Here is an 18394-nt window from a genome sequence, read left to right on the forward strand (position 1 = left end):
CGACCACGACGCGGCGCCCCCACCCACCCCGCCCAGCATCGCCTCACCTTGGTCATCGCTCGCCCGGGCGACCGCCCGGGCGGCGGTCCGGGCATCTGGCTGGGTCGGTCGGTGGGCTCACCGCCGGGCGGATGCCTAGCGGGTGCTGGGCCGGGCAGGTCGGTGGGCTCACCGCCGGGCGGATGCCTAGCGGGTGCTGGGCCGGGCAGGTCGGTGGGCTCGCCCTCGCGCGCCGCGGACCCGACCCGCGGGCCTGAGACCCGACCACGACCCGCGGACCCGAGAACTGACAACCGTCGGTCAGGAGACGAAGCCCTCGAGCTCGGCGCGGTCGACGGGACCGTCGCGGTGGATGAGCTGCTTGATGTCGTCCATCTGCTCCCACACGTTGACCGCCATGCCGGCCTCGACGCGGCCGTCCTTGACCCAGAAGGCCACGAGCTCGCGGCCAGGGAGCGAGCCGGAGACGACGACCTCGTCGTACGCGTCGGGGCCGGCGACGAAGCCGAGGTACTCCATGCCGACGTCGTACTGGTCGGAGAAGAAGTAGGGGAGCTCGGGGTAGGGGTCGGTGGCGCCGAGCATTGCACGTGCGGCGTGCGGGCCCTGGTTGAGCGCGGTCGCCCAGTGCTCGACGCGCACGGACCGCCCGTAGCGGGCGGACGGGACGCTCGCGATGTCGCCCGCGACGAAGACATCAGGGTCGGTGGTCTGGAGCGTGGCGGAGGCGACGACGCCGCCCGTCGTCGAGTCGATCGGGAGCCCGGCGGCCTCCGCCAGCCCGACGTTCGGCACCGCACCGACGGCGACGAGCACGAGGTCCGCCTCGACGCGCATGCCGTCTGCGGTCTCGACGCCCGTCGCACGGCCGCCCTCGCCGGAGACTCCCGTGACCTGGGCGCGACGGTGGAGGTGGACGCCGTGGTCCGTGTGGACCTGGCCGTAGAGCTCGCCCATCTCCGGGCCGAGCACCCGCTCGAGCGGGTGCGTGCCGAGCCCGATCACCGTGACGTCGAGCCCGAGCGTGCGCGCGGACGCCGCGACCTCGAGCCCGATCCACCCGTCGCCGACGATCGCGAGCCTGCCGGCGCCGTCCCCCTTCGCCGTCCGGAGCGCGGCTGCGAGGGCCTCGCTCTCGTCGAGCGTCCGCAGCTCGTGCACGCCGTCCAGGTCGCTGCCGGGCAGCGGGATCCGCCGCGGGTCCGAACCGGTCGCGAGCAGGAGCTTCTCGTAGGCGAGCTCGTGGCCGTCGGCGAAGGTCACGCGGTGCTCGGCGACGTCGAGTGCGGTGGCCGTCGTACCGGTGAGGAGTGCGACGTCGTGCTCGGCGTACCAGTCGGCGTCGAGCGGGAACACAGAGTCGCGTTCCACCTCGCCGCGCAGGTAGTCCTTGGAGAGCGGTGGGCGCTCGTAGGGGGCATGGGGCTCGCGCGCGACCACGGTCAGCTCGCCGTCGTAGCCCTCGTCGCGGAGCGTCTCGACCGCTTTCGCGGCGGCGAGGCCGCCTCCGACGACGACGTAGCCTCCAGCACTCATGGCAACCTCCGCGACCCTCGGGACTCGGCAACTCTGCGGACGGCCCCAGTCTGGCGCGGCAGAGCAACCGCTGCCCGACGACGCCGTGCCCCGTCGCGACCGCGCGACGTCAGGAGGAGCTCCCGTGCCGGGTGGTGGAACGACGAGAGGCCCGGAATCCCTGAGGATTCCGGGCCTCTCGACTGGTCGGGGTGACAGGATTTGAACCTGCGACCTCTTCGTCCCGAACGAAGCGCGCTACCAAGCTGCGCCACACCCCGATTTGCTGGTCCACGTGACGTCGGACGGAAGATCCGTCCTTTCCCGCGGGAAGCCTGCCCAGAATAGCCGACGAAGTGCCGTGCGACGAAACTCGATTCCAGTGATCCCGCCGACACCCGCTCGCGGGGCCACCACGGCCGACCCGTCGGGCGTTGTCGGCCCGGATGACAGCCCCGACGTCAGCGTGATGTGAGCGTGAGCAGCGTCGCCTCCGGGCGGCACGCGAACCGCACCTGGGCGTACGGCGACGTCCCCGCACCTGCGGAGACGTGGAGCCAGGTCGAGCCCTCGCCGCCCGCCTCGTCAGGACGAGGCCCGGGCCAGCCGTGCAGTCCCTTGGCGCGCTTGCGGTCGATGTCGCAGTTCGTCACGAGCGCGCCGAACCCCGGCACGCACAGCTGCCCCCCGTGGGTGTGGCCGGCGAGGACCAGGTCCGCGCCGTCGTCGCGCATGTCGTCGAGGACGCGACGGTAGGGCGCGTGGGTGACGCCGAGGCGGAGGTCGGCGTCACCGCCTGCAGAGGCGGCGCCGTCGTCGGGACGCGCGGGGAAGACGTCACGGTCGAGGTGCGGGTCGTCGACGCCGACGAGGTCGATGTGCAGGCCCCCGACCTCGACGACGCCGCGACGGTTGGTGAGGTCCGCCCAACCCGCGTCGCGGAACGCGGCCGCGAGCTCGGCCGCCGGCAGCAGGCGTGCCTCGCCGGCGGACGGCAGGCGGGCGTCGGGCAGGAGGTAGCGCGCGGGGTTCTTGGGCACCGGCGCGTAGTAGTCGTTCGACCCCATGACGAACGCGCCGGGGGTCGTGGAGAGCAGCGGCTCCAGCGCGTGCAGCAGCGGATCGAGCGCGTCGACGTGCGCGAGGTTGTCGCCGGTGTCGACGACGAGGTCCGGCTCGAGCGCGGCGAGCGACCGGACCCACTCGATCTTGCGCCGCTGCGTCGGGATCAGGTGCAGGTCCGACACGTGCAGGACGCGCAGGTCGCGAGCCCCCGGTGGCAGGACGGGGACCGTCACCTCGCGCAGCGTGAAGAGCTTCGTCTCGACGTGCGCGTACGCGACACCCACCGCGCCGACTACCGCGAGCGCACCGATCCCGCGCAGGGCACGACGCCGTCCGACGGCGCTCAGCCGTTGCCCCCGCCGCCGAGGTTCTCGAGCCAGTCCCCGAGGGCGTTCTCGTCCCGACCCGACCCGTTCCCGCGGTCACCGCGGTCACCGCGGTCGCCACCGTCCGCACCGGCCGGCGGAGCTGCGGGCGGCGGAGCCGCTGGCGGGGGCGTCCCACCCTCGGGGGCAGCGGGCGGGGCGGTCGGCGGCGGCGGCGCGGGAGCGTTGATCTTGCCCCAGTCCGGTGCGGCGAAGCCCGGCGCCGGCTGGCCGGCGAGGATCTGGTTCATGTAGTTGCGCCACGTCGGCGCCGCGAGGCTCGAGCCGTACCAGTTCCTGAGGGTGCGGCCGTTGATCGTGAAGCCCTCGTTCATCGCGACGTCGTTCTCGGCGTTGCCGATCCACACGGCCGTCGTGACCTGGGGCGTGTAGCCGATGAACCAGGTGTGCTTGTTCAGGTTCGCGGTACCCGTCTTGCCCGCAGCGGGCCGGCCGTCCGCCAGTGCGTTGCCCCGGCCTGAGCCCTCGGTCAGCACCTGCTGAAGGGCGAACGTCACGGTGTTGGCGATCGCCGGGTCGATGACGTTCGGTTGGCAGTTCGCCGAAGGGACCGGGAGCTCCTCGCCGTTCGTGCTGAGAACGCGGGTGATCGCGATCGGCGAGCAGTAGGTCCCGCCGCTGGCGAAGGTCGCGTATGCCGCCGCCATGTGCAGCGGGGAGGAGTTCTGCGTCCCGAGGATCATGGCCGGGACGATCTCGATGTCCGGGTTGTCCTTCTCCGACGGCGTGAACCCCGCCGCCTTGGCCGTGTTCGCGACGCCGCACAGGTCGAGCCTGCTCGCGATCGTCGTGTACGCCGTGTTCACGGAGTCGTACGTCGCCTTGAGGACGGACATCGAACCCGCGCCGTCACCGTCGGAGTTCGCCGGGGTCCAGGGGTCGTTGCCGAGGCGCTTGCAGCTCGCACGGAAGTCGCGGCTGCCGATCCAGGTGCGCTTGTTGGCGCTCACCGTCTCGTACAGCGAGTGGCCGTCGCGAAGCCACTCGGCGAGGACGAACGGCTTCCACGTCGAGCCCGGGGAGAAACCGGTCGACCCGCCGTGCAGCTCGTCGGTGTTGTAATTCACGGCCGTCGTGTTGGGCGCGGGCTCCAGCGTGTTGTCGAACGCGCGGTTCTGCGCCATCGCGAGGATCTTGCCCGTGCCGGGCTCGATCGAGACGATCGCGTCCTCGATCTGGCTCGGATCGTCCGCCGGGACGGCGGCCGCCGCATGCTGTTCCGCCGCTGCCTGCATCGCCGGGTTGAGCGTCGTGAAGATGTCGAGACCGCCGCGGTAGAGGAGCGCCTCACGGTCCGCCTCGGTCTCGCCGAAGGCGGGATCCGAGATGATGATCTTCGTGACGTAGTCGCAGAAGAACGCGGCGCCACCTGCTCCCTGGCACCCCACGGAGATCGGCTGGATGTTCAACGTGTCGACGAGCGGGGTCTTCCACCCGGTGTCGTACTCCTCCTTGGTGATGTACCCCTGCTGGTACATCTGGTTGAGCACGATGTTGCGGCGCTGCTGCGACGCCTCCGGGTTCGTCGTCGGGTCGTAGGTCGACGGTGCCTTCGTGATCCCCGCGATGGTCGCCGCCTGGATCGCCGTGAGGTCCTTCGCGCTCGCGCCGAAGTAGTGCTGCGCCGCGGTCTCGACACCGTAGACCGACCGGCCGAACTGCGCGATGTTGAGGTAGCCCTGGAGGATCTCCTCCTTGGTCATCCGCTTCTCGAGCGAGATGGCCAGCTTCGCCTCGCGCGCCTTGCGGCCGAGGGTGTCGTCCCGTGCCTCGTGCTGGGCCATCACGTCGTCGTCGCGCACGGCCTGCTCGATGAGCACGTTCTTCACGTACTGCTGCGTGAGCGTCGAGGCGCCCTGTGTCGACCCGCCCGTCATGTTGTTCACGACGGCGCGGGGGATGCCCTCGACGTCGACCCCGCCGTGCTCCCAGAACCGCTTGTCCTCGATCGCGATGACGGCGTTCTTCATGTAGTCCGACACCTGGTCGAGCGGGACCACGATGCGGTTCTCGGTGTAGAACGTCGCGAGCTTCGTCGTCCCGTCGTTGGCGTAGATGCGCGACTGCTCGGCCAGCGGACCGGGCTCGAGGTCCTCGGGCAGCTCGTCGAACACCTCGACGGCCGTGTCGGTCGCGGTGTTCGCGCCCGCGGCCAGCGGGACCAGCAGCCCGGCGGCGAGCACGCCACCGACGCCGGCGACCAGCACGAACGCCAGAAGAAGGGCGATCAGCTGGTACGCGTTGATCTGCCGGCCGCGAGGACGCACAGGGGAAGCCATGGTGCCAACCCTACGGGAGCGACCCTGGGAGGGGCCCGGAAACCCGGGCCTCGGCGGTGTGCGGGTTGTGTGAGCATCCCGAGGCGCCGCCCGGTTACGCTCGCCCCATGGCAACCACCTGGGAGTACGCGACCATCCCCCTGATCATCCACAACACCAAGGCGGTCCTCGACCAGTGGGGCTCCGACGGCTGGGAGCTCGTGCAGGTCGTCACCGGCCCCGACGGCAACGGCCTCGTCGCCTACCTCAAGCGCCCGACCGGCGAGAAGTAGTGAGCGGTTTCCCCGCCGGGACGATCGCCGCGCGCCTCGCGGAGCTGGGCATCTCGCTCCCCGAGGTCGCGGCGCCGGTCGCGGCGTACGTGCCGGCCGTCCGCTCGGGTCGCTACGTCCACACCTCCGGTCAGCTCCCGTTCGTCGACGGCGCACTGCCCGCCACCGGCAAGGTCGGTGAGGGCGAGGGCCTCGTCCCGCCCGCCGACGCCGCGGCCCTCGCCCGCGTCTGCGCGCTCAACGCCCTCGCGGCCGTGCACGACGTCGTCGGCAACCTCGACCAGGTCGTCCGCGTCGTCAAGGTCGTCGGCTTCGTCGCGAGCGACCCGTCGTTCACCGGCCAGCCCGCCGTGATCAACGGCGCGAGCAACCTGCTCGGCGAGATCTTCGGCGAGGCGGGCGTCCACGCCCGCAGCGCCGTCGGCGTAGCGGTCCTCCCGCTCGACGCCCCGGTCGAGGTCGAGATCGTCGTCGAGCTCGCGGAGTAGTTCCCTCACGAAAGGTGGGTTCCGCTCCCGCGGGGTTCCCGGGTGACCGCCTGTCCGGTCACCACCGCGGGGTTCCCGGGTGGCGGCGGCGGGTCTACCATCCGCGGCGCTCGTTCCTCGCGCCGCTCCCGCCAGACCCACCACGACCCGCCGCCGCCACCCGTCCACCCCGCTCGGCGGTCGTCTCACCCTCGCGGCGAGTCCCTCGTGCCGAGCCCTGGGTTGTGGAGGCAGGGCGGTGTGCGGGTGGCGCGTACCCGGGGGTTCGACGCCGAGCCCTGGGTTGTGAGGCATGGTCGAGTCGGAGTGGCGCGTCACCCGGGGTTCGGCGCTGCGACCGCGGGGCTGCGTCGTCGGCGGCGGGCCCAGAGCAACCGGCCGCCGTCGCGCAGGCCGAGGCGAGGCGCCTCGACAGGCTCGCGACGCCGTCAGGCGGGGTGCTCAGCCACCGACCGAGACGAGACGACGCCGGAGGGTGCGGGTGGGGGCGCCGCGTCGTGGTGGGTCTGGCGGGAGCGGGCGAGGAACGAGCCCGCGGATGGTAGACGCGGCGCCCCCACCCGCACCCTCACCCAGGGCGACCACGACACCGCAGAGGCGAAACCTCAGCGGGCGCGGCGCTCCAGGCGGTCGAGGTCGAGCAGGACGACGGCGCGGCCCTCGCGGCGGACCCAGCCGCGCGTCGCGAAGTCGGCGAGCGCCTTGTTGACGGTCTCGCGCGACGCGCCGACGAGCTGGGCGAGCTCTTCCTGCGTCAGGTCGTGCGCGACGCGGACGCCCTCGTCGGTCTCCTCGCCGAAGCGGGTGGAGAGGTCGAGGAGCGCCTTGGCGACGCGGCCGGGGACGTCGGAGAAGACGAGGTCGGCGAGCGTCTCGTTGGTGCGGCGCAGGCGGCGTGCCAGGGCGTTGAGCAGGTGCTTGGCGACGCTCGGGTGCTTCTCGATCCACTCGACGAGCTGGTCGTGCCCGAGCTCGTAGATGACGGAGTCGGCGACCGAGCTGGCGGTCGCGGTGCGGGGGCCCGGGTCGAAGAGGGAGAGCTCGCCGAACATCTCGCCGGGGCCGAGGATCGACAGGAGGTTCTCGCGGCCGTCGTTGGACCGCCGGCCGAGCTTGATCTTGCCGTTCGCGATCACGTAGAGACGGTCTCCCGGCTCGCCTTCGCGGAAGAGCACGTCGCCGCGCGAGAGCTCGATCTGCTGCATCGACTCGAAGAGGGTGCGCGTCTCGTCCGCGTCCATGGTCGCGAACAGGGGGGCGGAGAGCACAACGTCGTCGTCCACGCGGGGTGTCCTATCGTCTCGTCCTCGTGATGTTCCAGGGCAATTCTGCCCTACGGCTGCAACTCGGGTGTCGGACGTGGCCGCTACGGTGGGCTCGTGACCACCACGGAGACCGCTCGCACGGGGCCGGCGAGGCCCGAGTCGCGCCTCGCGCTGGTGCGGCGGGCGCGGCGCATCAACCGTGAGCTTGCCGCCACGTACCCGGACGCGCACTGCGAGCTGGACTTCACGACGCCGCTCGAGCTGCTGGTCGCGACGGTCCTCTCGGCGCAGACGACGGACAAGCGCGTGAACCTCACGACGCCGGCGCTGTTCGCGAAGTATCCCGACGCCGCGGCGTACGCGGGCGCCGACCGCGGCGAGCTGGAGGAGATCCTGCGGCCCACCGGCTTCTTCCGGGCGAAGGCGCAGTCGGTGATCGGCCTCGGTCAGGCGCTCGTGGAGCGGTTCGACGGCGAGGTGCCGGCGCGGTTGACGGATCTCGTGACCCTGCCGGGGGTCGGGCGCAAGACGGCGAACGTCGTGCTCGGCAACGCGTTCGGCGTGCCGGGCCTGACGGTCGACACGCACTTCGGGCGGCTCGTGCGCCGGCTCGGGTGGACCACGGAGGAGGACCCGGTCAAGGTCGAGCAGGTGGTGGGCGGGCTGATCGAGAAGTCGGAGTGGACGATGCTGTCGCACCGGCTGATCTTCCACGGCCGACGCGTGTGCTTCGCCCGCAAGCCCGCGTGCGGGGCGTGCAGCGTCGCGCAGTGGTGCCCGTCGTTCGGCGTGGGGGAGACCGACCCGGAGAAGGCGGCGAAGCTCGTCAAGACGAGCTGACCCGCGGGCCGGTCAGGTGCCGGTCAGTCCCGGGACGTGCGCGGCAGCCAGTCGAGCAGGAGGTCCGTGACGACGTCCGGCGCCTCCTCGGGCAGGAAGTGCCCGGCGTCGGGGACGACCTCGAACCGGAAGTCGCGCGCGAGCGCGGCGCCGTCGGCGTCGGCGAGCTCGCGGCGCAGCAGCCCGTCCTCCTCGGCATGGACCTGGAGCGCGGGGACGCCGACGGGGCGGCGCAGCGCGGCGAGGTAGCGCCGTCCGTCCGGGCGGGGCGTGGAGCGCACCGCCCAGCGCAGCGACTCCATCGCGGTGTGCGCCGCGAAGGGGATGCGCATGACGGTGCGGTAGGTCTCGACGACGTCGGGCGCGAAAGGTTCAGCCGCACCCGTCGCGAGGACCTCGTCGACGAGGTCGCCCCGGACGAGGGCACGCTCCGGCAGGGTGGGGACCTGGTAGAACGCGAGCTGACGCAGCGCGGCGGGGGTGAGCAGACGGTGCGCCGAGGTGTGCAGGCGAGCCGGGTGCGGTGCGGAGAAGGCGGCGACACCGGCGGTCACCGCGGGCTGCAGCGTCGCCATCGCCCACGCGAGGCTGCCGCCTGTTCCGTGCCCCACGACGACGGCGTTCCCCGCCCCGAGCGAGCGGATCACCCCGGCGACGTCGCGAGTGCGGGTCGGTGCGTCGTAGCCGATCGGGGGCTTGTCGGACGCGCCGACGCCGCGCAGGTCCATCGCAGCGACGCGGTAACCCGCGGCGGCGAGCGGCTCCATCTGGTGGCGCCACGCCCACCAGAACTGGGGGAACGAGTGGAGCAGGACGACGAGCGGCGGCCCGGGGTCGCGCACGCCGCGGTCCTCGGGGCCGGCGAGGGCCACGTGGAAGCGCGCGCCGTTGGCGGGGACGAACTCGTGGCGCCACGGCCCGTCGGGCAGGGCGGAGGTGAAGTCGGAGGGGTCGGCCGTCACCCGGAAGAACTTACCGGGCTGCCCGGTCCGTTCTCGGCCGACGAGCCGGTCGTGCTCCTCTCCGCCTCGGCCGGCACGTCCGCGGACGGCACGTCAGGGGCCGGGCGGCGGTCCTTCGGTGGGTCGAACCGGTAGCCGACGTTGCGCACCGTGCCGATGAGCTGCTCGTGCTCCGGCCCGAGCTTGGCGCGCAGCCGGCGCACGTGCACGTCGACCGTACGGGTGCCGCCGTAGTAGTCGTAGCCCCAGACCTCCTGCAGCAGCTGGGCGCGCGTGAACACGCGTCCGGGGTGCTGCACGAGGTACTTGAGCAGCTCGAACTCCTTGTAGGTGAGGTCGATGGGGCGCCCGCGCAGGCGGGCGGTGTAGCCGCTCGCGTCGATCGCGAGCTCGCCCGCGGAGATCTCCTGCGGTCCGTCGTCGGCGGGGCCGCGGGCCGAGCGCTCGATGACGAGGCGGAGCCTGGCCTCGACCTCGGCCGGCCCCGCGGCCTCGAGGAGGAGGTCGTCCGCGCCCCACTCGGCGGTGACGACCGTCAGGCCGCCCTCGGTGAGCACGAGGACGAGCGGCACGGTGAGCCCGGTCGCGTGCAGGAGCCGGCAGGTCGTGCGGGCCGCGGCGAGGTCGCGCCGCGCGTCGAGCAGCACGACGTCGGAGTCGGGGGCGTCGACGAGCGCCGACGGCTCCATGGGCAGGACCCGGATGCGGTGGGACAGCAGGCCGAGCGCGGGCAGGACCTCGACGGACCCGCCTGTCGCGGGGGTGAGGATGAGCAGATCGGCCATCCAGCACCTCCTTCCGGGTCGCAGGGCGCGCTCGGCGCCCCGGGCGTCGTCGCGTGGCGACCGGACCTGACGTCTCGCAGGGCGCGGCGCCACGTTCTCGGTCCGTGGGTGGTTACCGTATCGCGTGGAGAGCGGTACCACGGCGACGTCTCACGACCGACGTCGGGTCGCGTCGGCCGTGCTCGCCGGGGAGCGACGCTCCGCGAGACTCTGCAACACTCTGAGGCGTGCTGCACGACTCGACGCCCTTCTCCGGCCCCCGAGCGGGGCGCTGACCGCTCGTGGACCTCTCGACCCGCGCCGTCGTCACGGCGTGCCTCGCGGCGGGCGTCGCCGTCGCCGCGTTCTTCGGCCCCCTCCCGCTCGCCGGTGCGGCGGGCGCGCTCGCCCTGGTCGTCGCGATCGGCTGGCCGCGCCTGCTCGACGTCCCGGTCCACGGCGGGACGCGCGTGGTCATCGCCATCGCGGGCCTGGGCGCCGTCGCCGCCACGGCCGCGACCCGCGGCGAGCCGGCGCTGCGGCACCTGCCCGTCGTCCTCGCGCTGGCCGTCGTGCTGGCGTTCGTCGCAGAGCTGCTGCGCCGGGACGGACGTCCGCGTCTCGTGGAGTCCCTCGTGAGCACGGTGAGCGGGATCGTCGTGGCGACGTCGTGCGCGGGCTGGATCGCGACGGGCCGCACCGACGCGGGGGAGTCGCTCGTCGTGACCTGCGCGGTCGCGCTCGCGGTCGCGTCGGCGGTCTCGGCACTGCCGTTCGGCGGGTGGGCCAACGCGCTGCTGACGCTCGGGCTCGCGGTCGTCGCGGGGGGCGCCGTGGGGTACGTCATGCCCGACCTGGACCTGCTCAGCGGCGTGTGGTCGGGCGTCGTCGCGGGGCTCCTCGTGGCGTCGCTCCACGCGCTGTTCGACCAGCTGCCCGAGCTGCGCGGGCGACTGGGGGCCTTCTCGGCGACGGCGCTGCCCGTCGCCGTGGGCGGGACGCTGATCTTCGTCGTGGGCCGCGTGATCGTCGGATGACGCTCCCGCTCGGGACCGCCGTGCTCGTGCTCGCGGGGACGCTTCTCGTGACCGTCGGGCTCGGCGCATGGTGGCGACGGCGGCAGGGCGTCGTGCGGACGCGCGGGCGCGCCGGCACCCCTCGTCGCACGAGGGGCGCGAGCCGGGCGGGCACCGAGGAGGCCACGGTCGACTGGGCGGCTCACGGCGTCGAGCTGGGGAGCCGGCGCACGTTCGTCCAGCTCTCCGCGGAGCTCTGTGCTGCGTGCCGCTCGACCGCGCGCGTCCTCGCGGAGGTCGCGGCGGAGCACGACGACGTGACGCATCGTGAGATGGACGTCGACGACCACCCCGACCTGGTGCGAGCATTCGCCGTGCTGCGCACGCCGACCGTCCTCGTGCTCGACTCCCGTGGGCGGGAGGTCGCGCGCGCGAGCGGTGGCATGACGAGGAAGCAGGCGCTCGCGGCGCTGGCCGCCGGGAACGACCCCGAGGTCCTCCCGACGCGTGCGCGGCGCGCCTGACCGCCGCCCGACCGTCGTCGGACCCGACGACGACCCGCCCGTCCGAGGAGACCCGCATGAGTGACCACCCAGGCCGGGGCGCCGCCGCGCCGCAGCACGCAGGGATCGACCCTCGCGGCCCGCGGGCGGGCGCCGGCATGACGGCGCTGCTCCTCGCCGTGACGATCCTGCTGTGGACGTCGACGGCGGCCCTGGTCCTGCTCGCGGTGGTCGCCGCGAGCTTCCTGCTCGGGGCGGTGCGCGGCGCCCAGGGCACGTGGCAGGCGTGGGTCTACCGGGCGGCGATCCTGCCGCGCGTCGGCCCGACGGCGGAGCGCGAGGACCCGAGGCCGCCGCGGTTCGCGCAGATCGTCGGGCTCGTGATCACCGGTACCGGGGTCGTGCTCGGGCTCCTTGGCGTCACGGCGGCGGTACCCGTCGCCGCGGCGCTCGCGCTCGCCGCCGCGCTCCTCAATGCCGCGTTCGGGCTGTGCCTGGGCTGCGAGCTGTACCTGCTGCTGCGACGGGTCGTGCCGGCCCGCTGAGCCTCAGGCGGTGCGTTCGCGGTCGAACACGACCTCGCGCGCGGTCGAACACGACCTGAGGGTCGTTCTCGGCTGGATGACGACCCTCATGTCGTGTTCGGCGGGGTACGGGTCAGTACACGAGGGCCTGTGCGCCGTCGCGCAGCGCCTCCTCCACGAAGACAGCCGCGCCGGCGACGCGCACGCCGGGGAGCACGTCGTCTCCGGTGATGCCGCGCCGCGCGGCGCACTGCGTGCAGACGGTGAGGGTCCCCGCGGCGAGGACGGCGTCGAGGAGGTCGGACAGCGGTGCCGCCTGCTCGAGCTCGAGCTCGGCTGCGCGGCCCGGCAGCGCGAACCATGCGGCCTCGCCCGTGAGCCACACGCTGACCTCGACCCCGGCGGCGAGCGCGGCCGCGGCGACGGTGAAGGCCTGGTTCGCCGCCTCGGGACGGTCGAGGCCCGAGGTGGCCTTGACGACGAGCGAGCGGGACGGGGCAGGCGTGGTTCCGGTCACGCCGTCGAGCGTAGCGGCCCGCCTCGGGGCCCGTCGGCGCCGGTCCGTGGCCCCCGACGTCGGCCTCCTCGCACGGCCGGTAGGATCGGCCGCATGAGTCCGCACACTCTCGAGCTGATCTTCCTCGGCCTGCTCCTCGCGGCGACGGTCACCATCATGTGGTTCGCGGGGTACGTCGTCTACAAGCTCTACTGGGGCCAGCGCTGACGGATCCCGCCGTGCTGCGCCGCACGCGCCGCACGTCCGCGTCACCGCACCCGACTCCGAGAGGTGGTCGCTGATGCCGTTCGAGTTCCCCGAGGGCCTCGCGCCGGAGGTCTACCCGCTCGCCTGGCTCGTCGGGAGCTGGCGGGGCGAGGGCGTCGTCAAGTACCCGGGGATCGACGAGACACCCTTCGTCGCCGACGTCGTCTTCGACCACGACGGCGGACCGTACCTGCGCTACGCGTCGACGCTGCGCGTGGTCGAGCCCGAGGTCCCCGAGACCGTCCCCGACGAGGGGGAGTGGCCCGAGCGCGCCGCCGCCGCCCTCGACGCGGCGGCGGCCGACGCGCCGGTGTGGTCCACCGAGACCGGCTACTGGCGTGTGTCGAGCGACCGCCCCGACGGGCTCGAGGACGACCGGCACCCGCTCGAGGTGCTCCTCGCGGACGCGTCGGGTCGCGTCTCGGTGTACCTCGGCGCGGTGGGCAACGGGCGCGTCGACCTCGCGAGCGACCTCATCGCACGGACGTCGACGGCGTCGGACGTCGCGGCGTCGAAGCGCCTGTTCGGGCTGGTCGAGGGCCATCTCCTGTGGGTGTGGGAATTGGCGGCCTTCGGTGAGCCGTTGCAGTCGTACGCGTCCGCGAAGCTGACCCGACGCACGTCGGACTGACGTGCACGGGACGCGTGGCCCTCGACGGGCCGCGTGAGCACCCGGCGCGACGACGAAGGAGGACCTCCTGTGACCACCGGCTACACCAGCCCGCTCCTGGCCCGCCACGGCGCGGTGCCTGCGTCCGGCCCCGACGAGGGGGTCGCATGGCACTACGGCGACCCGACCGGTGAGCAGCGCGCGCTGCGCACGGGCGGCGCCGTCGTCGACCAGTCCCATCTCGGCGTCGTGACCGTGACCGGGCCCGACCGCCTGAGCTGGCTGCACTCGATCACGTCGCAGGACCTGACGAGCCTCGCGCCGCGCACGTCGACCGAGCTGTTCGTGCTGTCCCCGCAGGGCCACGTCGAGCACGCCGCGTCGGTCGTCGACGACGGCACGACGACGTGGCTCGTCACCGAGCGCTCGCACGCCCCCGACCTCGCCGCGTGGCTCGACCGGATGAAGTTCATGATGCGCGTCGAGATCGCCGACGCCACGGACGAGTGGTCGGCGCTCGGCGAGCCGGTCGACGCGGAGGGCGCCGAGGGCGAACCGATCACCTGGCGCGACCCGTGGCCGCGAGTCACGGGCGGGGGCACGCGCTACGGCGTGCCCGAGGACGAGCATCCAGGCGCCGAGCGCCCGTGGCGTCTCGTGCTGGTTCCCCGCGCCGAGCTGGCGGACGCCGTCGCCGCGCGCGAGGCGGCCGGGTGGCGGCTCGTCGGCACGTGGGCGACCGAGGCGGCCCGCGTCGAGGCGTGGCGTCCGCGCCTCGCGACCGAGGTCGACCACCGCTCGATCCCGCACGAGACGGACTGGCTCCGCACCGCCGTCCACCTGCACAAGGGCTGCTACCGGGGGCAGGAGACGATCGCGCGCGTCCACAACCTGGGGCGTCCGCCCCGACGGATCGTCATGCTGCACCTCGACGGGTCCGGTCACCTGCTGCCCGCGCCCGGGGCCGACGTCACGCTCGACGGCCGGACCGTCGGGGCGGTCACCACGGTCGCCCGGCACCACGAGCTCGGCCCGGTCGCGCTCGCGGTGCTCAAGCGCAGCGTGCCCGAGGACGCCGCGCTCCTCGTCGACTGCGACGGCGGCGCGATCGCCGCGGCCCAGGAGGTCGTGGTCCCCGGCGAGGGCGTCTCCGCGGACCGGCCGGCACCGCGGCGCGAGGTCGCACGCGGGGTGACGCCGCGGGGCGAGGGCGCTCCGACGAGCATGATCTGAGGTGAGCACGACGGCGCCCGGCGGGGACGCCGAGGGGAGGGAGCCCGGTGACGGCCGCGCCGCGCAGGCGGCGGACGTCGCCCGGACCGCGTGGCGCCGGCTGCTGCTGCGCGCGCGACTGCGCCAGGGTGCCTCGCGCGTGCGGGTCTCGCTCTGGCCGATCCTCCAGGCGGCGGCCGCGGCGGGCATCGCGTTCGGCATCGCGCGGTACGGGCTCGGCCACGTGGCGCCGTTCTTCGCGCCCGTGTCGGCATGGATCTGCCTCGGCTTCAGCCAGGACCGCCAGCTGCGCCGCGTGCTCGAGGTCGCGGTCGGCGTGGCGATCGGGGTGGGGCTCGGGGACCTCGTCGTCCACGCCATCGGGTCCGGCTGGTGGCAGGTCTCCGTCGTGCTCGCCGTCTCGGCGCTCGCGGCGCGCTTCATCGACCGCGGTGCGATGCTCACGACGCAGGCGGGCGTCCAGGCGATCGTCATCGTCGGGCTGCCCGCCGCGCAGGCCGGCGGACCGGTCGGGCGGTGGACCGACGCGCTCGTCGGCGGTGCCGTGGCGCTCGCGTTCGCCGCGCTCACCCCGGGCGACCCCCGCCGTCGGCCCCGGCTGCTCGGCGCGGAGGCGACCAGCGAGCTCGCGGGCGCGCTCGAGGTCCTGGCGCGCGGCCTGCGGACGCGCGAGCGCTCCGACCTGGAGGCCGCGCTGGTCAAGGGGCGCGCGTCGGAGGGCGCGCTCGAGGAGTGGCAGTCCGCGGCGACGTCGGCGCGCGAGCTCGCACGCGTGAGCGCGGCGGGGCTGCGGCACCGCGACGAGCTCGGCGGGCTCGAGCGGCAGGCGGTGCTCGTGGACCGGGCGATGCGCAGCGTGCGGGTCCTGGCCCGGCGTGCGCTGCCGGTCGCGTCCGGCCCGGACGAGCGACAGCTCGCCCCGGTGGCCGACCTCGTCGCCCGGTTCGCCGCGGGTGTCCGCGTGCTCGCGGAGGCGGTCGGCGCGGGCCGTGACCCGGCCGTTGCGCGCGAGGTGCTCGCCGAGGTCGCGCACGGTGCCGACCCGCACGCCGTGGGCGAGGGGGACTGGCAGGTGCAGTCCCTCGTCATGCTGCTGCGCTCGCCCCTCGTCGACGTCCTCGAGGCCGCGGGCGCGACCCCCGAGGAGGCGCGCGACGCGCTCCCGGAGCTCTGACCCGACCGCCTGTCGGCCAGGGTGCGAACCGGACGTTCTTCACCCTGCACCCGCGGGCCCCGAGCCGGTACGGTCAGGGGATGGAGGTCCCTGTCAGCGCCCTGCGCGCCGAGCTCAAGTCATGGATCGAGCGGGCCAGGGAGGGGGAGGAGGTCGTCATCACCGAACGCGGCGTCCCCGTGGCCCGGCTGACGGGCGTCGCGACGGCGGACCTCGTCACCGAGCTCGTGCGCGACGGCGTGCTCGTGCCCCCGGCGACCGAGCGCCCCGCCCACGCGGTGCCGGTGTCCGCCGCCGCGCAGGTCGGGGCGTCCGCCGCCCGCTCGACGGGCATCGCCGCGCTCGTGCGACGGATCCGGCGCTGAGGGGCGCGCGGTGGCCCTCGTCTACTTCGACGCGAGCGCGCTCGTGAAGCTCTGCGTGCCCGAGGTGGGTTCGGCCCTGGTGAGCCGGCTCTGGAACCGTGCGGACGTCGTCGTGACGAGCCGCCTCGCGGACGTCGAGCTGCGCGCCGCGCTCGGTGCAGGTGCGCGCGCAGGAGTCATCGACCGGGCCGCGCACGCGACCGCTCTCGGCACGTGGGACGTGCTGGGCCCGGCGTTGCACGTCGTCGAGATGTCGGGCGCCGTCGCGCGGAGTGCGGCGTCCCTCGTCACCCGGGGGGCGATGCGCAGCAACGACGCGGTGCACGTCGCGAGCGCGCTCGCCGTCGCGCACGACGACACGCTCGTCGCCGCATGGGACCCGCACGTCGCGACCGCCGCGCGCGGCGCCGGGCTGCGGGTGGTCCCGTGGCCGCTCCCCAGACCGTAGGCTCGTCCCCGTGGGAATCATCGGGTCGCTGCAGTGGATCGTCTACCTCGCGCTCACGCTCGTCGTGTTCGGGATCCAGCTCTTCGCGCTGATCGACGCGATCCGCCGCCCGGCCAGCGCCTTCACGGCCGAGGGCAAGCTGAGCAAGCCCATCTGGCTCGCGATCCTCGGTGTCGCGGCGGCGCTCGGGTTCCTGTCCCTGCCGATCGGCGGGCCAAACCTCGGGTTCATCGGGCTCATCGCCGTCGTCGCGGCGATCGTCTACCTCGTCGACGTGCGCCCGCGGCTCCAGCCGTACGGCAACGGGCGGGGCAACGGGTCGGGCGGTCGCCCGGGCGGCTGGTGAGCCGGCCGGTGGGCGGCGCAGCGCGCGAGGGGATCGCCCGCGACGCCGTCCCGCTCGCCGAGGTCGTCCGCGGGGACCTCGTGGAGTCCGTCCACGTCGGTCACCTCGTCCTGCTCGGGCCGGCGGGCGACGTCCTGCTCGCTCGCGGCGACGTGGACGCCATGATCTGGCCGCGGTCGAGCGTCAAGCCGTTCCAGGCGGTCGCGATGCTGCGGCACGGGCTCTCGCTCCCGCCGCGGCTGCTCGCGCTGGCCGCGGCGAGCCACAACGGCGAGCCGGAGCACCTCGACGGCGCGCGCGAGATCCTCGCGGGCGCCGGGCTCGACGAGTCGGCGTTGCGCAGCACGCCGGACATGCCGCTGTACGCCCCGGCGGCGTTCGCGTGGCAGACCGACGGGCACGGGCCGTCGTCGATCACCCAGAACTGCTCGGGCAAGCACGCGGCGATGCTCGCGACGTGCGTCGCCGCCGGCTGGGACACCGCGACCTACCTCGACCCCGACCACCCGCTGCAGGTCGCGGTCCGCGAGACGATCGTCGAGCTCACGGGCGTGCCGGTCGAGCACGCGACCGTCGACGGGTGCGGCGCGCCGCTGTTCTCGACGACGGTGCGCGGCCTGGCACGCGGGTTCGCCCGCGTCGCGGCGGCGCCGACCAGCGACCCGCGCTCGCACGAGGCGGAGGTCGCCCGGGCGATGTCGGCGTTCCCCGCGATGGTCGGCGGCACCGGCCGGGACGCGACGACCGCGATGCGCGCCGTCCCGGGGCTCGTCGCCAAGGACGGTGCCGACGGCGTCTACGGCGCCGGGCTGCCCGACGGGAGCGCGCTCGCGTTCAAGGTGCTCGACGGCGCCTCCCGCCCCCGGCCCGCGGTGCTCGCCACCGCGCTGGGCCGGCTCGGCGCGGGCGAGGTCCCCGGGGCTGACGACGCCGCGCTCGCCGCGCTCGGCGACGTCCCCGTCCTCGGGGGCGGGCATCCCGTCGGGCACGTCCGCACGGTCGGTCTCGAGGACCTGCCGTGAGGGCCGTGCTCCAGCGGGCGTCGCACGCGAGCGTCACGGTCGTGCGCGAGGACGGGACGCGCGACGTCGTCGGAGCGATCGACCGCCCGGGGATCGTCGCGCTGGTCGGGGCCACGCACGACGACGGACCCGCCCAGGTCGAGACCGTGGCACGCAAGATCGCCGAGCTGAGGATCCTCGACGGTGAGCTCTCGGTGGTCGACACGGGGGCACCCGTGCTCGTCGTCAGCCAGTTCACGCTCTACGCGGACACGAAGAAGGGTCGCCGGCCGTCATGGAACGGCGCGGCGCCCGGCGACGTCGCGCGGCCGCTGGTCGACGCCGTCGTCGAGGCGCTGCGGGCTCGCGGCGTCGAGGTCGCGACGGGCGAGTTCGGCGCGCACATGGAGGTCGAGCTGGTCAACGACGGCCCCGTCACGCTGATCCTCGACGTCTGACGGATCCCGGGGCGCGCCCGCTGCCTGTGCCGTGGAACCGTCGAGGTAGAACCGTGGTCGTGCGAGGTAGAACCGTGGTCGCGCGAGGTAGAACCCTGGTCGGCCGAGGTAGAACCC

General features: G+C 74.0%; 21 protein-coding genes and 1 tRNA gene. 14 read left to right on the forward strand and 8 right to left on the reverse strand.

Annotated features, from left to right (window positions below; all coding sequences use genetic code 11):
* Positions 1-300: 300 nt before the first annotated feature.
* The 4 genes from AC4H2H_RS19010 to AC4H2H_RS19025 form a co-directional block, all read right to left on the reverse strand.
* The gene (locus AC4H2H_RS19010; RefSeq protein WP_494372395.1) at positions 301-1536 is read right to left on the reverse strand and encodes an NAD(P)/FAD-dependent oxidoreductase; all 1236 of its coding nucleotides are present in this window, start codon (positions 1534-1536) and stop codon (positions 301-303) included.
* A gap of 183 nt (positions 1537-1719) precedes the next feature.
* Positions 1720-1796: transfer RNA gene (locus AC4H2H_RS19015), tRNA-Pro, on the reverse strand.
* Positions 1797-1976: 180 nt separating this feature from the next.
* A complete protein-coding gene (locus tag AC4H2H_RS19020) occupies positions 1977-2864 on the reverse strand; it encodes a metallophosphoesterase (RefSeq protein WP_494372396.1) in 888 nt (295 codons plus the stop codon).
* Positions 2865-2923: 59 nt separating this feature from the next.
* A complete protein-coding gene (locus AC4H2H_RS19025) occupies positions 2924-5245 on the reverse strand; it encodes a transglycosylase domain-containing protein (RefSeq protein ID WP_494372397.1) in 2322 nt (773 codons plus the stop codon).
* Between the two features lie 107 nt (positions 5246-5352).
* Between AC4H2H_RS19025 and sp36 the strand changes: the two genes are divergently transcribed.
* Both sp36 and AC4H2H_RS19035 read left to right on the forward strand, forming a co-directional pair.
* Complete coding sequence (sp36, locus tag AC4H2H_RS19030; protein WP_021481786.1) at positions 5353-5517, forward strand: Sp36 family protein; 165 nt, start codon at positions 5353-5355, stop codon at positions 5515-5517.
* Positions 5517-6005, forward strand: coding sequence for a RidA family protein (locus AC4H2H_RS19035; protein WP_494372398.1), 489 nt, complete (start codon positions 5517-5519; stop codon positions 6003-6005). Before sp36 ends, AC4H2H_RS19035 begins: the two co-directional genes overlap by 1 nt.
* 605 nt (positions 6006-6610) lie before the next feature.
* Here the strand turns inward: AC4H2H_RS19035 and AC4H2H_RS19040 are convergent.
* Positions 6611-7288 carry a Crp/Fnr family transcriptional regulator gene (locus tag AC4H2H_RS19040; protein ID WP_494372399.1) on the reverse strand — a complete coding sequence of 226 codons (678 nt, stop codon included), beginning with the start codon at positions 7286-7288 and terminating at the stop codon, positions 6611-6613.
* 96 nt (positions 7289-7384) lie between these two features.
* Here AC4H2H_RS19040 and nth point away from each other — a divergent pair, with 96 nt between their 5' ends.
* Complete coding sequence (nth, locus tag AC4H2H_RS19045) at positions 7385-8110, forward strand: endonuclease III (protein WP_494372400.1); 726 nt, start codon at positions 7385-7387, stop codon at positions 8108-8110.
* Positions 8111-8133: 23 nt separating this feature from the next.
* Here the strand turns inward: nth and AC4H2H_RS19050 are convergent, their stop codons facing one another.
* Positions 8134-9072, reverse strand: a complete 939-nt coding sequence (locus tag AC4H2H_RS19050; RefSeq protein WP_494372401.1) for an alpha/beta fold hydrolase — start codon at positions 9070-9072, stop codon at positions 8134-8136.
* On the reverse strand, positions 9069-9857 hold the full coding sequence (locus AC4H2H_RS19055) for a winged helix-turn-helix transcriptional regulator (protein WP_494372402.1): 789 nt from the start codon (positions 9855-9857) through the stop codon (positions 9069-9071). The genes AC4H2H_RS19050 and AC4H2H_RS19055 overlap by 4 nt, the downstream gene beginning before the upstream one ends.
* A 281-nt stretch (positions 9858-10138) precedes the next feature.
* On the opposite strand from AC4H2H_RS19055, the gene AC4H2H_RS19060 reads away from it, so the two are divergent.
* Genes AC4H2H_RS19060 through AC4H2H_RS19070 form a run of 3 tightly spaced genes read left to right on the forward strand, consistent with a single transcriptional unit; the run spans position 10139 to position 11900 of the window.
* Positions 10139-10873: a hypothetical protein gene (locus AC4H2H_RS19060; RefSeq protein WP_494372403.1), complete on the forward strand. Its 735-nt coding sequence runs from the start codon at positions 10139-10141 to the stop codon at positions 10871-10873.
* A complete protein-coding gene (locus tag AC4H2H_RS19065; RefSeq protein ID WP_494372404.1) occupies positions 10870-11376 on the forward strand; it encodes a thioredoxin family protein in 507 nt (168 codons plus the stop codon). Before AC4H2H_RS19060 ends, AC4H2H_RS19065 begins: the two co-directional genes overlap by 4 nt.
* Before the next feature lie 56 nt (positions 11377-11432).
* Complete coding sequence (locus AC4H2H_RS19070; protein ID WP_494372405.1) at positions 11433-11900, forward strand: DUF4395 domain-containing protein; 468 nt, start codon at positions 11433-11435, stop codon at positions 11898-11900.
* A gap of 112 nt (positions 11901-12012) precedes the next feature.
* Here the strand turns inward: AC4H2H_RS19070 and AC4H2H_RS19075 are convergent, their stop codons facing one another.
* Positions 12013-12396 (reverse strand): DsrE family protein, encoded by a 384-nt coding sequence (locus AC4H2H_RS19075; RefSeq protein ID WP_494372406.1) that lies wholly within the window; start codon positions 12394-12396, stop codon positions 12013-12015.
* A gap of 280 nt (positions 12397-12676) precedes the next feature.
* On the opposite strand from AC4H2H_RS19075, the gene AC4H2H_RS19080 reads away from it, so the two are divergent.
* The 8 genes from AC4H2H_RS19080 to dtd all read left to right on the forward strand — a co-directional run bounded on the left by AC4H2H_RS19080 (position 12677) and on the right by dtd (position 18277).
* Complete coding sequence (locus AC4H2H_RS19080; protein WP_494372407.1) at positions 12677-13273, forward strand: heme-binding beta-barrel domain-containing protein; 597 nt, start codon at positions 12677-12679, stop codon at positions 13271-13273.
* Between the two features lie 69 nt (positions 13274-13342).
* A complete protein-coding gene (gene ygfZ / locus AC4H2H_RS19085; protein ID WP_494372408.1) occupies positions 13343-14485 on the forward strand; it encodes a CAF17-like 4Fe-4S cluster assembly/insertion protein YgfZ in 1143 nt (380 codons plus the stop codon).
* Between the two features lies 1 nt (position 14486).
* A complete protein-coding gene (locus AC4H2H_RS19090; protein WP_494372409.1) occupies positions 14487-15659 on the forward strand; it encodes an FUSC family protein in 1173 nt (390 codons plus the stop codon).
* 80 nt (positions 15660-15739) lie between these two features.
* Positions 15740-16024 carry a type II toxin-antitoxin system Phd/YefM family antitoxin gene (locus AC4H2H_RS19095; protein WP_494372410.1) on the forward strand — a complete coding sequence of 95 codons (285 nt, stop codon included), beginning with the start codon at positions 15740-15742 and terminating at the stop codon, positions 16022-16024.
* Between the two features lie 10 nt (positions 16025-16034).
* On the forward strand, positions 16035-16472 hold the full coding sequence (locus AC4H2H_RS19100) for a type II toxin-antitoxin system VapC family toxin (protein WP_494372411.1): 438 nt from the start codon (positions 16035-16037) through the stop codon (positions 16470-16472).
* A 10-nt stretch (positions 16473-16482) separates the two neighbouring features.
* Positions 16483-16818 (forward strand): DUF2516 family protein, encoded by a 336-nt coding sequence (locus AC4H2H_RS19105; RefSeq protein WP_494372412.1) that lies wholly within the window; start codon positions 16483-16485, stop codon positions 16816-16818.
* A gap of 8 nt (positions 16819-16826) precedes the next feature.
* Positions 16827-17840, forward strand: coding sequence for an asparaginase (locus AC4H2H_RS19110; RefSeq protein ID WP_494372413.1), 1014 nt, complete (start codon positions 16827-16829; stop codon positions 17838-17840).
* Positions 17837-18277, forward strand: a complete 441-nt coding sequence (dtd, locus tag AC4H2H_RS19115; RefSeq protein ID WP_494372414.1) for a D-aminoacyl-tRNA deacylase — start codon at positions 17837-17839, stop codon at positions 18275-18277. Before AC4H2H_RS19110 ends, dtd begins: the two co-directional genes overlap by 4 nt.
* Positions 18278-18394 lie beyond the last annotated feature (117 nt).

It is taken from the genome of Cellulosimicrobium sp. BMG9.22, from assembly GCF_059159975.1.